Here is a 15,983-nt window from a genome sequence, read left to right on the forward strand (position 1 = left end):
TCCCGCGAACTGCGGGAGCATCCCGCGAACTGCGGGAGCATCCCGCGAACTGCGGGAGCATCCCGCGAACTGCGGGAGCATCCCGCGAACTGCGGGAGCATCCCGCGAACTGCGGGAGCATCCCGCGAACTGCGGAAAGTGTCAGCGGAAGCCGCCGCAGCAGTCGGCCGCTTCCGCTGACGCCTTGCCCGGCAAACCGGCTGCCCAACAGCCGGACACTCCCCCGCACGCATCAGCGGCTACGGGCCTCGGGGAATCACGGCCAGGCCACCTTCCCTTGCGACGACGGCGAGGTCCCCCGACCGGTCCGTGCGGTAGACGCGGGCGCCGAGTTGGTGGAGGTTCGCGAGCGTGGAGGGGGCGGGGTGACCGTAGTCGTTCCCGGCACCGACGCTGATCAGTGCGGCACGGGCGCCCACGGCCGCGAGGAAGGCCGAGTCCTGGCGCGGCGATCCGTGATGCGGAACCTTCAAGATATCTGCGCGAGGTGAGAATCTGCGCAGAAGTTCCTCCTGGGCCTCCGTTTCCATATCGCCGCTCAGCAGGGCGGAGCCGACCTGCCAGCGGACGAGCAGGACGACGCTCGAATTGTTGACGACGCTTCCTTCGCCCTGTCCGCCGATCTCGCCGAGCGCCGGGTCTGGGGCCAGCACGGTGATCTCCGAAGGGCCGAACCGCCAGCGGGTGCCAGGTGTCGCCTGCCATTCGGGCGTGCGCCGTCGCGACAGGTCGGCGGAGACGCGGGCGGCCTCCTGGGGGGCGACGTGATCGGGGCTGACGACGGCCGCTCCCACACGCCTGTCCCTGAAGACGCCGGGGAGGCCGTTCACGTGGTCGGCGTGCGGGTGTGACAGGACCAGCAGCGGGACGTCCCGGATGCCGAGTCTGCGCAGGCAGCGGTCCATGGCGACGGGATCGGGGCCGGTGTCCACCACCACGGCTCGTCCGGGGCCTGCCGCGACCACGAGCCCGTCGCCCTGGCCGACGTCGCAGACCACCATCAGCCAGCCCCTGGGCGGCCACGGCGACGCGATCGGACGGACGACGAGGAGCGCCACCAGGGCGGCACCGGCCATCGTCAACGCCACCGCCCTCCAGGCCCGGCGCCGCAGCACGGGAACCGCCAGGCCCACCGCGACGGCGAGCAGCCCGACCCCGGCCAGACCGCCCGGCCACGGCACGGTCGCCAGCGGGACGTTCACCGCCCAGTGGGCGACCATGATGATCCAGCCCACGGCGTATCCAGCGGGTATGACCAGCAACTGCGCCGCCTCGGGCGAGATGGGCGCGACCAGGGCGGCGAGGAAACCGAGCAGCGTCGCGGGCGCCACCGCCGGGCCGGCGAGCAGGTTGGCGGGCACCGCGACGAGGGTCAGCTGGCCTGACATCAACAGCAGCACGGGCGTTACCGCGGCCTGGGCTGCTGCGGGCACGGCCACGGCCTCGGCGCCCCATCGAGGCAACCTCACCCCTCGCCACCGTCGCAACGCGCTCAGGCGTGCTGGACCCGTGGACGTCTCACCGGACGATGCCGCCCGGAACCGTCCGACGCCGGGTGAGGCGGTGGCGGTGGGCTGATGCTCAGGGTCTACGGCGGCCGAAGAGCGTTCTGGTTTCTTGCCGGGTGGGGTCGTGTTCTGCCCCTCTGGGGTGGAGGCGAGGCGGTCGCGCCAGTTGGGAGCCAGGAGGAGGATGCCGGCGGTAGCGGCCACCGAGAGGGCGAAGCCGTACGAGCGGGCCAGCTCGGGGTCGAACATGAGCAGGAGGAGGACCGAGGCCGAGAGTGCCGTGACACCGTCCTTCGCCCGGCCCGTGCCGAGAGCTATCGCCGCCACCAGGCCCATCAGAAGCGCTCTCAGGACGCTGGGTGAGGGCCGGGCGACCACGGTGAAAGCGATCATGGAGGCGGCGGCGACAAGTGCTCTCGGGGCCAGGGGAAGGCCCGCGAGACGGGCGAGTGCCAGGGCGGCTCCTGCGACAATTGCCAGATTTGCGCCGCTCACGGCGTTCAGATGGCTCAGCCCTGCCTCCTTGAGGTCGGCGGCGACTTGAGGATCCATCCGAGAGGTGTCGCCCACGACCAGGCCGGGGAGCAGGCCGCGCTGGTCGGGAGGGAGGGCGTCGGCTGCGTGCCTCAGCCCCGCGCGGAGGCTGCCCGCGACGGTCTGCGGCCAGGATGGCGGCGCCAGCACCTTCGGTGGGCTCCGAACCAGAAGGACGGCGGCCGTCAGCTCTCCCGGGGTGGGCCTTGCCAGTCGGCCCGTGACCTCCAGGCGTTGGCTGGGCAGGAAGGCGGTCCACTGAGGACCGCCGGCGAAGACGGTGATCGGGGTCTGTAGGGCGAGCCGAGTGCTGCGAGTTTGGACGATCTCCAGGGTGGCGGGAACCACGACCCTCTCCAACTTGAAGTGGCCGCTCTTGTTCGGTCTGATCTTCGGGTCGTCGGTGAGGGATATCTGGGCGGTGATCGAGGCGCCGTTGGCTGCCAGGTCGGCGACGGGGCCGGTGCTGACGGCGTGGACCCGCAGCGCGACCCCGGCCGCCACCGCCGCCACACAGCCGAGCACGGCTATCGCCACGTTGCGCCATTGTCCGGCTCCCGTCGTCGGACGGCTGCGGGTGGCCAACGCCGCCGTCAAGGCGGCGACGGCGGCGATGGACGCGACCGCGATGCCTGTCGTCGCGGAGCAGCTCATCAGAGGGAGAGCCGTCGCCCAAGCGGCGAGAGCCGGAAGCGTCAACGCCCATGAATGGCTGCGAGGTAGGAGAATGTCGTCCATATCAGGCTCCTCCACGCACGCTGCACTGGCCGAGGTCCCGCAGTGGGATGTGTTGGCTGGCCGCCTGCTGGTGCATGTCAGACGCGGACCTTTGTCTTGATTTCGTCGTATTTTCTTGGGCCTATGCCGGAAACCTCGCGTAGTTGTTCGATGCTGGCGAAGCCCCCGTGAGCGGTTCGGAAGTCGACGATTCTGGCGGCCAGGACTTCGCCTACGCCTGGTAGTTGCTCGAGCTGATCGGGGGTGGCTGCGTTGAGGTCGAGGATTGCGGACTCCGGGGAGGGAAGGCCGGCAACAGCGGGGGCGGAGGCGGGGATGCCGATGACGACCTGCTCGCCGTCCACCAGGCGTCTGGCCAGGTTGATCGAGTTGGTGGACGCGCCGTGGCCGGCACCTCCGGCCGCTGTCAGTGCGTCCATGACTCTGGAGCCGGCGGGCAGGGAATAGACGCCTGGTTTGCGGACTTTGCCGGCGACATGGACGGTTACCTTTGCCGTAGCGGACGGGCTCGGGGGCGGGCCTGGGGTCGTCGTCGTGAGCGGGCTGGGAGCCGGGAGCGGTTCGGGGGACGGCTGGGAGCGCCAGGCGATGAAGGCCGCGACAAGGGCCGCCGCCACGCCCACGACGATCAGCGCGCGCAGGCCGGGCCGCCCGGGGTCGAGGGTGGGCACTTTGGCGTCCAGGGTCGCGCGGAAGGCTTGGAAGGAGGGTGGGATGGGAGCCGGTGCAGCGCGTCGACCAGATGAAGGGGCAGGGGTCGGGGCGCTGGCGTAGGGCTCACGGCCCGCCCGAAACGGGGCGCCGGCGTGTGGTCCGCGAGCCCGCTGAAGGGAAGCGTCGGAGCGTGGATCAGGAGAATCCCGAATAGGCGCAGAATCCGTAGGCCCAGGCTCACGAGGCTCCTGGGAAAGCTGTCCAGCCCCCCATAGCGGTCGGGAAAGGTCGGTGAAGGGCTGAGCGCCCTCCGATCGGGCGCCGAGGAGGCCGTCTGAGAGAGGCTGCACGGCCCCAGGCGCCCCCTCGTGGACGTCGTAGGAAGGCTGCGCAACACCAGGCGCAGGCGCAGGAAAGACGGGAAAGGGCGGGGCGGTCTCGGGGAGGGGCGCGGAGGGGACTGGGGAAGGCTGGGCGGCCTGTGGCCGAGGCTTGTTGGCCTCTGGGGAGGTTTTCAGTGCCTCGGGCGGCCGGGTGCCCACCGCCCAGACGGGCGTGGCGGGCAGCAGGGGCTCGCTGGGCCCTCGGCGGGCGCTGGAAGCCGCTGAGAGCGGATCCGCCGGATGGGCCCCAGGATGGTGCGCCTCGGCGTCATGGGCGCCTGGAAGGGCCCTTGAGGGCGGCGCGAAGGGGATGCGCGGGGCGGCGACTCGCGCGGCGGGGGCGCGGCGGCCCGAGGCGGTGATGGAGCGCAGCCGGGACTCGGCTATGTCCCGTTCCGCGACAGCGTCGTGAGTTCGCACGGCAGAAAGCTAGAAGCGACCCGCCTTCGCCCCCTCCACCGAATTGAGTTCTGTGGACAACATCGGGTTGTCCACACTCGTTCGCCGGGTTGCCCGGCTGCGTCAGGGCACGGAAGAGCGCGGGTGGCCATCAGAGCTTGGCCGCATCGACGTCTCGCGCTCCTTCCTGCGGGCCGGCGACGTGGCCTGCGCAGGGACGCCCGGTAACCCGCCGGCCCGACCGTGCGAGGGCGGTAATCGACGGGATGACCGCCGAGGACGGACCCGCGCGCCTGTTCCGCATGGTTCCAGCCCTCAGGGGTATGGCCCGCGCATCGGATGGATGGGGGAATCATGCCGCTTATCACCGTGAAGGTCATCGAAGGGGCGTTCACCGCGGCCCAGAAGACCGAGATCGTCCAGAAACTGACCGAGGCGATGGTCGGCATCGAAGGCGAGAACCTGCGCTCCATGACCTTGGTCCTCGTCGAGGAGGTCAAGAGCGGTGACTGGGGTGTCGGCGGTCAGCCAGTGACGACCGCGGACGTGAAAGCCATGGCCACGGGCGCGCCGCCCGGCCGATCTTGACGAAGCACCCCGGGAGAGCGGCCCCCGAGCGTGGCGGCGAACTCCTGGCAGGCGGCAGGCGAGGTTCAGGTGGGCACGGGCGGCCGCCGCACGGCGTCACACGCCCGGGGAGGCAGGAGGGACGCCCCGCCCGGTCAACCGGCGGAGGTCACGGTGAGCCCCAGCATTCCCGGCCCCACGTGCACGCCGATCACCGCCCCCACCTCCACCACGGCCATCTCCACCACGCCCGGCAGCCGTTTGGCGAGCCGTTCTGCCAGGTCCTCGGCCCGTCCGCTGGCCCCCAGGTGCTGCACGGCCACCTCTACAGCCCCCTTGCCCGCGGCCTCCACGGCGAGGTCCTCCAGGCGGGCGATGGCCCGGCCGGACGTGCGCACCTTCTCCAGGAGGGAGATCCGGCCGTCGACGATGTGCAGCAGGGGTTTGATCATCAGGGCGGAGCCCACCAGCGTCGCGGCGGCGCCGATGCGCCCGCCTCGCCGCAGGTGCTCCAGGGTGTCGACGTAGAAGAACGTCCGCGTGGCGGTGGCGCATCGCCGGGCCGCCGCCGTCACCTCCGGTAACGCCGCTCCGGCGGACGCGGCTCTGGCCGCCGCCAGCACGGGGTAGCCGAGGCCCATCGCGATGGACCGGCTGTCGATCACCTCCACCGGCACGGGCGCGTCCCTGGCGGCCAGCGCGGCCGCGTCCGCAGTGCCTGAGAGCTCTCCCGACAGGTGGATCGAGACCACGCCCGCCGCGCCGCCGGTGGCGAGGGCCGCGTAGCACGCGGCGAACCGTGAGGGGGCGGGACGGGACGTGGTCGCCCTGGAGAGGTTGCCGGTGAAGTCGCCCTCATCGAACGTCACACCCCCCGAAATCACCTGCACGGGGACCATCGTGATCCCAGAGAGGTCAGGGAGGTAAGCGGTGGAATCCGTGACAACGGCGACCGACGGCGGCATACACCGAGATTAACGACCGAACGGCTACTGGACCGGGGTTCCGCCTCGCCAGACGCGGCGCGGCTTGAGCCCGTAGCTCCAGGCGAACGCGCCTTCGTGGTCGGCGTCCCACTGGACGATGTCGGCCAGCCGACCGGGAGCGAGGACGCCGCGGTCGGGCGCGCCGAGGACGGTGGCGCCGCCGAGCGTGGCGGCCCGGAGCGCGTCGTTGACGCTCATCCCGAACGCCGACACGGCCATCGCGATCACCAGGGACATGGAGGTGATGCCGCAGTGACCGGGGTTGTGGTCGCTGCCGAGCGCGATCTGGACGCCGTGCTTGATCATCTGGCGGACCGGCGGCAGCTTGCCGCGCTGGAGCGCGGTCGCGGGGCAGACCACGGCGGGCACCCCGTACCTCGACATGATCGCGATGTCCTCGTCGGACGTGTGGTGCAGGCCGTCGGCCGAGGCGCAGCCGAGCTCGGCGGCCAGCTGGACGGCTCCGCGGCGGCTGAACAGGCCGGAGTGGATGCGCGGCAGCAGGCCGACGTTGCGGCCGGAGGCCAGCACCCAGCGGGACTCCTCGGTGGTGAAGTGCCCCTCGTCGCAGTACACGTCGACGCTGTCGGCACCGGCCGCCGCGGCGTCGGCGCACCAGGCGCCCACGGCCTCGACGTACTCGCGCTGACGCCCGAAGTACTCGGGCGGCACCACGTGCGCCGCGAGGAACGTGACGTGCACCCGCGGCATCATCGGCTCCTTCTCCAGCTCGCGCAGGAGCCGCACGTCGGCGAGCTCGCCGTCGCGGGTGAGGTGGTAGCCGGTCTTGGCCTCGACGGTCGTGGTGCCGCTGACCAGCCAGGCGCGCAGCCGTTCGCGCACGCCGTTGCAGAGGGTCCACGGGTCGGTGCCGCGGGTCACGGTGACGGTCGAGCCCACGCCGCCGCCCGCCGCGGCGATGGACGCCGCGCTGGACCCGCCCGTGCGGATGGCCAGCTCGGCGTAGCGGTTGCCCGCGTAGACCGGGTGGGTGTGCGCGTCGATGAGGCCGGGCGTGACGAGCGCGCCGCCCAGGTTTTCGACGTGGTCGACGTCGACGATGTCGTCGACGACGCCGGGAACGCTCTGCGGCAGGTCGGGGGCACGGCCGACCCAGGCGATGCGGTCGTTGTGCACAAGAATGGCCGCGTTGCTGAGGACCTCGTTGCCGGTCCAGAGGCGGCCGATGTTGGTCAGAAGCCGAACGGTCACCGCATCACCGCCCCGCGGACGAGCAGCACCCAGCGCACGGCACGCGCCGCGCCCACTGAGTCGGCTCCGGGTAGGGACGACATGGGGGGTCTCCTGCTCTCATCCGCGTAAGGCTTAGCGGTGACCGTATCGCCAGACTCATGATCCGGCGATTTCAGTTCAGTTACGTTATTTCACAGGTCGGCTTGCTGTACAGGGTTATTCGGAAGAAAGCCCACTGATCCCATGCGCCACCCAGCCCCGGTCCTCCCCCTTGGCCCCCGAATGCGACGTGATTCGCAGCAGCCATCATCTGAACCCGCGCCATAAGTGTCGTAAGGCTCGGCTTATCGTAGCAATCCCAAGGATGAACGACCACTGTCGCTTTTGGGCAGCCCTGCGTTCTTTTTAACCAGAGCTGCCCAGTCGTCCCATTAAGAGACGCGTTCGACCGGCTTGCCCGCCCGTTCCAATTCCTGCCACAGGGTGGGCAGGACGCGGGCGTGCAGGATCGTACCGTCCTCGACGTGGTCCACGGAGAGGACTTCGCCCTCCTTGTGCGCCCGCGAGATCAGGTCGCCCCTCTCGTACGGCACCAGCAGGTGCACCTCGTGGTCCAGCCTCGGCAGCCGCTCCTCGACGAGCCGCATCAGCTCGGGAATCCCGGCGCCGGTACGGGCCGAGACCACGATGCTGTCGCGCTCGCGCCTGGCGATGCGGTCGAGCACCTCCCGGTCGGCCGCGTCGGCCTTGTTGATCACCACGATCTCGGGCACCTCGGAGGCGCCGTCGATGTCGGCGAGGACCTCGCGCACGGCGGTGAGCTGGCCCTCGGGGTCGGGGTGCGAGCCGTCGACCACGTGCAGGATCAGGTCGGCGTCGGCGACCTCCTCCAGCGTGGACCGGAACGCCTCGACGAGCTGGTGCGGTAGATGCCGGACGAACCCGACGGTGTCGGCGATCGTGAACAGCCTGCCCTCCGGCGTGCGCGCCTTGCGCACGGTCGGGTCGAGGGTGGCGAACAGCGCGTCCTCCACCAGCACGCCCGCGCCGGTGACGCGGTTGAGCAGGGACGACTTGCCGGCGTTGGTGTAACCCGCGATGGCGACGGCGGGAACCTCGCGCTTGCTGCGCCGGTGGCGCATGGTGTCGCGCGAGGTGGACATGCCGCCGATCTGGCGGCGCAGCTTGGCCATCCGCTCGCGGATGCGGCGCCGGTCCAGCTCGATCTTCGTCTCACCTGGACCGCGTCCGCCGATGCCCACGCCGCCCGCGGCGCGACCACCGACCTGCCGGGACAGGTTGCCACCCCAGCCTCGCAGGCGCGGCAGCAGGTACTGCAGCTGCGCCAGCTCGACCTGGGCCTTGCCCTCGCGGCTCTTGGCGTGCTGGGCGAAGATGTCGAGGATCAGCGCCGTGCGGTCGATCACCTTGACCTTGACGGTGTCCTCCAGCTGGCGGAGCTGGCCAGGGGTCAGCTCACCGTCGCAGATCACCGTGTCGGCGCCGGACGACTCCACCACGTCACGCAGCTCCAGGGCCTTGCCCGAGCCGATGTAGGTGGCGGGGTCGGGCTTCTGGCGGCGCTGGATCAGGCCTTCGAGCACTTCCGACCCGGCCGTCTCGGCCAGCAGCTTCAACTCCAGCAGGGAGTTCTCGGCGTCGGTCGCCGTTCCCGAGGTCCAGACGCCGACGAGGACGACCCGCTCAAGCCGCAGCTGCCGGTACTCGACCTCGGAGACATCCTGGAGTTCAGTCGAGAGTCCCGCCACGCGGCGCAGCGCCTGGCGCTCCTCGAGGTCCATCTCGCCGGTCTCGAACTCGTCGAGAGCGGAGTATTCGTGCATACGTGTCATCTCTAATAGGCAACGTCCGGACATCCCGGTCTCTTCCCCGATGGTGACATGACATCCCTCGGGTCATCACCTGGTTATCCCGGGAGCGTTATCCCGGGAGCACGCTCACGTCGCCGGAGCCGGCGTTGAGCGTGAGCTTGTGCGGGGAGGCGGAGTCCGTCTTCACGGACACGGTCTCGTCGCCGGCGCCCGCCCTGGCGTCCACGTCGTACGTGCCCTGCGGCACGTGCAGGACGACGTCGCCGGAGCCGCTCCTCAGCTCGGCGCTGTCGGGGACGGCCACGCACTTCAGCTCGACCCCGCCCGACCCGCTCTTGGCGAGGATCTTCGTGCCGCCGAGCCCAGACCCGTCGACGTCGCCGGAGCCGGTCTCGACCTCGACCGGCCCCGTCAGCGACCTGAGCGTGATGTCACCCGAGCCCGTGTCGACCTTGACCTGGACCCCCTTGGGGACCTCGACCTTGTAGTCGACCCCGCAACTGCCCCAGGAGGCTTCGCAGTCGTAGGACATGGACAGGGTGTCGCCGTCGACCTTGTGCCACGTCTTGGGCTTGTCGTTGCGCCACTGGAGGGTCTCCACCACGCGGACCGACGACCCGTTGTACTCCGTGACGGCGATGTCGCCCGCACCGCTCCTTAGGTGCAGCGCGGCGACCTTCTCCGTGACCTGGTACGTGACGGTGTCCTGGTTGGTCGGGCCGCCGATGCTCTTGAGTCCGCAGCCCGTCAGCAGGGCCGCCGAGGCGAGGAGCCCGCCCGCGATCACGATCGTCTTCATGCCACCGATCATTCCGGCCGCGTCGGAGGGGCACATCGGGGATGCCCCCGATGGTTCCCCGGGGGTACCCCACCTTTGACCCCGGCCAGGCGATGACGTAGCGTCACTTCCATAATCCAGAACTCATTTTCCACATTACGGAAAGAGGGAGCATATGGAGATCACCGGCCCGATGCTCGACCGGTTCGACGAGATCCTCACGCCGGAGGCGCGCGGCTTCGTGGCGGCTCTCCAGCGGGAGTTCGGCGCCAGGCGTCTGGAACTGCTCGAAGCCCGCCAGGCGCGGCAGGCGGAGCTGTCAGCGGGCGGCATGCTCGACTTCCTGCCCGAGACCAAGCAGGTCAGGGAGACCGAGTGGAGCGTCGCGCCACCCGCCCCCGGGCTGGAGGACCGCCGCGTCGAGATCACCGGCCCCGTCGACCGCAAGATGACCATCAACGCGCTGAACTCCGGCGCCAAGGTCTGGCTGGCCGACTTCGAGGACGCCAACTCGCCGCTCTGGGAGAACTGCGTCAACGGCCAGCTCAACCTGCGCGACGCCCTCGACCGCGCGATCGACTTCGAGACCGGCGGCAAGTCCTACGCGCTGCGCCCCGACAGCGAGCTGGCCACGATCGTGGTCCGGCCGCGCGGCTGGCACCTGGACGAGAAGCACGCCCTGGTCGACGGGCGTCCGGTCGCCGCCTCGCTGTTCGACTTCGGCCTGTACTTCTACCACTGCGCCCAGCGGCAGCTCGCCAAGGGGCTCGGGCCGTACTTCTACCTGCCGAAGATGGAGTCCCACCTGGAGGCGCGGCTGTGGAACGAGGTGTTCCTGCGCGCGCAGGCGCTGCTGGGCCTCCCCGCCGGGACGATCCGGGCGACCGTCCTCATCGAGACGTACCCGGCGGCGTTCGAGATGGAGGAGATCCTGTACGAGCTGCGCGAGCACTCGGCCGGGCTGAACGCCGGACGCTGGGACTACCTGTTCAGCGTGATCAAGAAGTTCCGCACCCGGGGCCGCGAGTTCCTGCTGCCCGAGCGGAACGCCGTCACGATGACCGCGCCCTTCATGCGGGCCTACACCGAGCTGCTGGTGCGCACCTGCCACAAGCGCGGCGCACACGCCATCGGGGGGATGGCGGCGTTCGTCCCCTCGCGTCGCGACCCCGAGGTGAACGCGACGGCGCTGGTGAAGGTGCGCGCCGACAAGACGCGCGAGTCGGGCGACGGGTTCGACGGCTCGTGGGTGGCCCACCCCGATCTGGTGCCGATCTGCCGTGAGGTGTTCGACGGCGTGCTCGGGTCCAGGCCCAACCAGCTCGACCGGCTGCGCGAGGACGTCGCCGTCTCGGCCGCCGACCTGCTGTCCGTCTCCGAGACGCCGGGCGAGATCACCGAGGCGGGGCTGCGCAACAACGTGGACGTGGCGCTGCGCTACCTGGCCGCATGGATGGGCGGGCTCGGCGCGGTGGCGATCCACAACCTGATGGAGGACGCGGCGACGGCCGAGATCTCGCGCTCGCAGATCTGGCAGTGGATACACAACGGCATCACGCTGTCCGACAGCGGCGAGGTGGTGACCAAGGACCTGGTCGAGCGGATCATCGCGGAGGAACTGGCGAAGATCGCCGCCGAGCCGGGCTACGACGAGGCGCTGTACGGCCAGGCGACCGCGCTGTTCAAGGAGGTGGCTCTGGACGACGACTTCGCGGAGTTCCTCACCTTGCCCGCCTACGCCCGTATGCCGTAAAAGAGGCAGGCTGGTAGAGGGGACAAAACCGAACAGCCGATCGGGAGGGCCACCATGCTGGACACGCTGACGGCGGCGCTGCGTTCCGTACTGCCCGCCGACGAGGTGATCACCGATCCGGTGCGGCTGCGCACCTACGAGTGCGACGGCCTCACCTATCATCGGGCGACCCCCGGCGTGGTGGTGCTGCCCGAGACGGCGGAGCAGATAGCGCGGATCGTCCGGATCTGCAATGACTTCGGGGTGCCGTTCGTGGCTCGCGGGTCGGGCACCGGGCTGTCCGGTGGCGCGCTGCCCCGCGAGGACGGCGTGCTCATCGTCACGTCCAAGATGCGGCGGATCCTGGAGATCGACCTGCCCAACCGCAGGGCCGTGGTCGAGCCGGGCGTCACCAACCTGGCGATCACCGAGGCCGTCCTCCACGAGGGCTACTACTACGCGCCCGACCCGTCCAGCCAGCAGATCTGCTCGATCGGCGGGAACGTCGCGGAGAACTCCGGAGGCGCGCACTGTCTCAAACACGGCTTCACCGTCAACCACGTCGAGGCGTGCGAGATCGTCACCCCCGACGGCGACCTGGTCACGCTCGACGCCCTGGACCCCGGCTACGACCTGCTGGGCGCGTTCATCGGCTCCGAGGGCACGCTGGGCATCGCCACCAGGATCACGGTGCGGCTGAGCCGCGTCCCCGAGACCGTCACCACCGTGCTGGCGGCGTTCGAGAGCCTCGAGGAGGGCGGAGAGGCCGTCTCGGCGATCATCGGGGCGGGCATCGTGCCCGCCGCGATCGAGATGATGGACGCGCTGTCCATCGAGGCGGCCGAGGCCGCGGTGGCCTGCTGCTACCCCGAGGGCGCGGGAGCGGTGCTGATCGTGGAGCTCGACGGCCCCGGCGCCGAGGTGGCGCGGCAGTTCGCCCAGCTCCAGGAGATCTGCTCGAAGGCGTTCGAGCTGCGGGTGGCCGACGACCCGGCCGAGCGGGCGGCGATCTGGAAGGGCCGCAAGTCGGCGTTCGCCGCCGTCGGACGCATCAGCCCCGCCTACATCGTCCAGGACGGCGTGGTGCCGCGCACCTCGCTGCCGCGCGTGCTGGCGGCGATCGACGGGCTGTCGCGGCAGCACGGGATCAGGGTGGCGAACGTGTTCCACGCGGGCGACGGGAACCTGCATCCGCTGGTGCTCTTCGACGACGCCGAGCCGGGGGCGGGCGAGCGGGCCGAGATGGTGTCGGGGGCGATCCTGGATCTGTGCATCGAGCACGGCGGGTCGATCACCGGCGAGCACGGGGTAGGTGTCGACAAGGCCAGGTACATGCCGAAGATGTTCTCCGACGACGACCTCGACACCATGCAGCTCCTGCGGTGCGCCTTCGACCCGAAGGGGCTGTCGAACCCCGGCAAGGTGTTCCCGACGCCGCGGCTGTGCGGGGAGGTGCCGGGGGTGCGCAAGGGTGTGCATCCGCTGGTCGAGTCGGGTAAGGCGGAGCAGTTCTGATGCCGCGCGAGCAGCTGGAGAAGACCGGCGTGACCGTCCGGGACGCCGGCCCCGGCGACGCCGTGTCGGGGGTGCGTCCGAGCTGGGTGGTGCTCCCCGAGACGGTCGAGGAGGTCTCGTCGGTGCTGCGGGCCTGCGCCGAGCACGACCTGGCCGTGGTGCCGGTGGGCGGCGGCACCAAGCTGCACTGGGGGCGCCCGCCCGAGCGCTGCGACGTGCTGCTCGACCTGTGCTGCCTGAACGAGGTCCTGGAGCACGCGGCGGGCGACCTGGTGGTCCGCACGCAGGCCGGGGTGACGATGGGCGCCCTCGCCGCCGCCCTGGCGGAGAAGGGCCAGGAGCTGGCGCTCGACACCGCCCCCGACGCCACGGTGGGCGGCACGCTGGCCACCGCGACGGCCGGGCCGCGCGCCTTCCGCTACGGCACGGCCCGCGACCTGCTGATCGGCATCACGGTCGTGCTGGCCGACGGCACGGTGGCCAGGTCGGGCGGCAAGGTCGTCAAGAACGTGGCGGGCTACGACCTGGGCAAGCTGTTCACCGGCTCGTACGGCACGCTGGGCGTGATCGCCGAGGCCACGTTCCGCCTCCACCCGCTGCCTGCCGACAGTCGCTGGGTGGTGGCCGAGGTGGAGCCGTCCCGCCTGCGCGAGGTGGCGGCGGCGCTGGCGGCCTCGCAGGCGGAGCCGAGCGCGGTGGAGGTCGACCGGCCCGACCCCGAGGGGCCCGTGACGCTGGCCGTCCTGGTCGAGGGCACCGCGGCGGAGCCGCGCGCGCTCGTGCTGCGAGAGATCATCGGCGCGGGTGAGGTGGCGGGCGAGCCGCCGTCCTGGTGGGGGGTGATCCCCCAGGACGAGGTGCTGGTCGAGGTCCGGTTCCTGCCCAGCGTCCTCGACGGGGTGCTCGACGCCGCGCGGGAGGCCGGGTTCCGGCTGCGCGGCTCGCCGGTCTCCGGCCGCCTGCACCTGACGCCCGCGGGCGACGCCGGCGCGGAGACGCTTGCCCGGCTGAGGGAGCGGACCGGCCGCATGACCGTGCTCGCCACGCAGCGGGAGGACGTCGACCGCTGGGGAGAGGTCAGCGCCCTGCCGCTGATGAGGCGGGTCAAGGAGCGCTTCGACCCCGGGCGCACCCTGTCCCCCGGACGTTTCCTGGGAGGCATCTGACCATGGACCCCGAACTGATCAACGACTGCGTGCACTGCGGCTTCTGCCTGCCGACCTGCCCCACGTACGTGCTGTGGGGAGAGGAGATGGACTCGCCGCGCGGCCGGATCCACCTGATGAAGCAGCACGTCGAGGGCACCCCGATCACAGCCGAGATGGCCGGGCACTTCGACGCCTGCCTCGGCTGCATGGCGTGCGTCACCGCCTGCCCGTCGGGCGTCCGGTACGACCGGCTGATCGAGCAGACCAGGGCCGAGGTGGAGCGGGCCCGCCCGCGCGAGCCGCAGGACCGTGCGGTGCGGGGCATGGTGTTCAGCCTGTTCCCCTACCCGCGCAGGCTCAGGCTGCTGCGTCCGGCGATGGGGCTGGCCGAGCGGATGGCGCCGTTCCTCGGGCGGGCGAACCCGAGCCTGGGCGCGATGGCCGCGCTGGCGCCGCGTGTGGGGCTCCGCCAGCGGATGCCGAAGCTGGTCAGGGCCAGGGGCGAGCGCAGGGCCGTGGTCGGCATGCTCACCGGGTGCGTCCAGGGCGAGTTCTTCCCGCAGGTCAACGCGGCCACCGCGCGGGTGCTCGCGCTGGAGGGCTGCGACGTGCTGATCCCGCCGGGGCAGGGCTGCTGCGGCGCGCTCAGCGTCCACTCCGGACGCGACGAGCAGGCCAGGCGGCTGGCCCGCCGGACGGTCAGGACGTTCAGGAAGGCCGGGGTCGACACCGTCGTGGTGAACGCGGCGGGCTGCGGCTCGTCGATGAAGGAGTACGGCGAGCTGCTCGGCGAGGACCCGGGCTTCCGGGTGCTGGACCTGTCGGAGTACCTGGTCGAGCTGGGCCCGGTCGCCGAGCGGCATCCGCTGCCGCTCACCGTCGCCTACCACGACGCCTGCCACCTGGCCCACGCCCAGGGGGTCCGGGCGCAGCCGCGTCAGCTGCTGCGCGCCATCCCCGGGCTGACGCTGCGCGAGGTGCCCGACGCGGCCATCTGCTGCGGCTCCGCGGGCACCTACAACCTGTTCCAGCCGGAGGCCGCCCGCGACCTGGGCGACCAGAAGGCCAAGGCGGTCGCCTCCACGGGCGCCGAGCTGCTGGTGTCGGCCAACCCCGGCTGCACCATGCAGATCGTCTCGGCCATGCGCCGCGGCGGCGCCGACATCAGGGTGGCGCACACGGCCGAAGTGCTCGACGCCTCCCTGCGCGGGGTGCGACTTTGAGCGAAGCGGGGGTGTGCGCGTGAGCGTGCAGTCGGTCGAGCGGGCGCTGGACGTGCTGGAGGCGCTGGCCGAGCACGGGGGCGAGGCGGGCCTGTCGGAGATCGCCGCCAGGACCGGGCTGCCGTACGGGACGATCCACCGGCTGTTGCAGACGCTGCTGGCGCGCGGCTACGTCCGGCAGGAGTCGGATCGGCGCTACGCGCTGGGCGGCGGGCTGGTACGGCTGGGCGAGGTCGCCGAGAGCATGGTGGGCGTGTGGGCGCAGCCGTACCTGTCGAAGATGGTGGAGCTGTCGGGCGAGACGGCGAACCTGGCCGTGCTGGAGGGCGACTTCGTCGTCTACGTGGCGCAGGCGGCCTCGCCGCGCAGGCTGCGGATGTTCGCCGAGGTCGGCCGGCGGGTGCTGCCACACAGCACGGCCGTGGGCAAGGTGCTGCTGGCGGGCCGCACGGCCGAGGATGCGGCCACCGTGTTCGGACGCACCGGCATGCCGCGCCGCACGCCCAACACGATCGTCGACACCGACGCCATGCTCACCGAGCTGGCCCTGGTCAGGGAGCGCGGGTACGCGATGGACCTGGGTGAGGAGGAGCTCGGCGTGCACTGCCTGGCCGTGCCGGTGCACGACGGCGGCCGGGTGGTGGCCGCGATGTCGGTGTCGGGGCCCGCCGAGCGGATCGACGCGCTGGACCGCGACGAGCTGGCCGAGGGCATGCGGAAGATCGCGCACGCCTTCGGCGCCGAGCTCAGCCCCGCGGCCGGCGGAGCCTGATCGGAGTGCCCGGCCCTCGT

At 71.2% G+C, this 15,983-nt stretch carries 12 protein-coding genes; 6 read left to right on the forward strand and 6 right to left on the reverse strand.

The window, feature by feature from the left end:
- Nucleotides 1-239: 239 nt before the first annotated feature.
- On the reverse strand, nt 240-2,696 hold the full coding sequence (locus ABZ297_RS17015; RefSeq protein WP_355346248.1) for a ComEC/Rec2 family competence protein: 2,457 nt from the start codon (nt 2,694-2,696) through the stop codon (nt 240-242).
- Between the two features lie 161 nt (nt 2,697-2,857).
- A complete protein-coding gene (locus tag ABZ297_RS17020; RefSeq protein ID WP_355346251.1) occupies nt 2,858-3,451 on the reverse strand; it encodes a ComEA family DNA-binding protein in 594 nt (197 codons plus the stop codon).
- 1,134 nt (nt 3,452-4,585) lie between these two features.
- Here ABZ297_RS17020 and ABZ297_RS17025 point away from each other — a divergent pair.
- Complete coding sequence (locus tag ABZ297_RS17025) at nt 4,586-4,804, forward strand: tautomerase family protein (protein WP_355346254.1); 219 nt, start codon at nt 4,586-4,588, stop codon at nt 4,802-4,804.
- 134 nt (nt 4,805-4,938) lie between these two features.
- Here ABZ297_RS17025 and ABZ297_RS17030 read toward each other — a convergent pair whose 3' ends face one another.
- From ABZ297_RS17030 to ABZ297_RS17045, 4 genes are all read right to left on the reverse strand, one after another.
- Nucleotides 4,939-5,748 carry a DegV family protein gene (locus ABZ297_RS17030; RefSeq protein ID WP_355346257.1) on the reverse strand — a complete coding sequence of 270 codons (810 nt, stop codon included), beginning with the start codon at nt 5,746-5,748 and terminating at the stop codon, nt 4,939-4,941.
- Nucleotides 5,749-5,772: 24 nt separating this feature from the next.
- Nucleotides 5,773-6,981 (reverse strand): imidazolonepropionase, encoded by a 1,209-nt coding sequence (hutI, locus tag ABZ297_RS17035; protein WP_355346260.1) that lies wholly within the window; start codon nt 6,979-6,981, stop codon nt 5,773-5,775.
- Between the two features lie 413 nt (nt 6,982-7,394).
- Nucleotides 7,395-8,807 carry a GTPase HflX gene (gene hflX, locus ABZ297_RS17040; protein ID WP_355346323.1) on the reverse strand — a complete coding sequence of 471 codons (1,413 nt, stop codon included), beginning with the start codon at nt 8,805-8,807 and terminating at the stop codon, nt 7,395-7,397.
- Between the two features lie 97 nt (nt 8,808-8,904).
- A complete protein-coding gene (locus tag ABZ297_RS17045; protein WP_355346263.1) occupies nt 8,905-9,594 on the reverse strand; it encodes a DUF4097 family beta strand repeat-containing protein in 690 nt (229 codons plus the stop codon).
- A gap of 154 nt (nt 9,595-9,748) precedes the next feature.
- Here ABZ297_RS17045 and aceB point away from each other — a divergent pair, with 154 nt between their 5' ends.
- Genes aceB through ABZ297_RS17070 form a run of 5 tightly spaced genes read left to right on the forward strand, consistent with a single transcriptional unit; the run spans nt 9,749 to nt 15,963 of the window.
- Nucleotides 9,749-11,326: a malate synthase A gene (gene aceB, locus ABZ297_RS17050; RefSeq protein ID WP_355346266.1), complete on the forward strand. Its 1,578-nt coding sequence runs from the start codon at nt 9,749-9,751 to the stop codon at nt 11,324-11,326.
- A 54-nt stretch (nt 11,327-11,380) separates the two neighbouring features.
- Entirely contained in the window at nt 11,381-12,820 is a 1,440-nt protein-coding gene (locus ABZ297_RS17055; protein ID WP_355346269.1) for an FAD-linked oxidase C-terminal domain-containing protein, read from the forward strand.
- The gene (locus ABZ297_RS17060) at nt 12,820-13,986 is read left to right on the forward strand and encodes an FAD-binding oxidoreductase (protein WP_355346272.1); all 1,167 of its coding nucleotides are present in this window, start codon (nt 12,820-12,822) and stop codon (nt 13,984-13,986) included. The genes ABZ297_RS17055 and ABZ297_RS17060 overlap by 1 nt, the downstream gene beginning before the upstream one ends.
- Nucleotides 13,987-13,988: 2 nt before the next feature.
- Nucleotides 13,989-15,191, forward strand: coding sequence for a heterodisulfide reductase-related iron-sulfur binding cluster (locus ABZ297_RS17065; protein ID WP_355346275.1), 1,203 nt, complete (start codon nt 13,989-13,991; stop codon nt 15,189-15,191).
- Nucleotides 15,192-15,210: 19 nt separating this feature from the next.
- Nucleotides 15,211-15,963 carry an IclR family transcriptional regulator gene (locus ABZ297_RS17070; RefSeq protein ID WP_355346278.1) on the forward strand — a complete coding sequence of 251 codons (753 nt, stop codon included), beginning with the start codon at nt 15,211-15,213 and terminating at the stop codon, nt 15,961-15,963.
- Nucleotides 15,964-15,983: the final 20 nt, after the last annotated feature.

This window comes from Nonomuraea sp. NPDC005983, assembly GCF_040614375.1.
Classification (GTDB): Bacteria; Actinomycetota; Actinomycetes; order Streptosporangiales; family Streptosporangiaceae; genus Nonomuraea.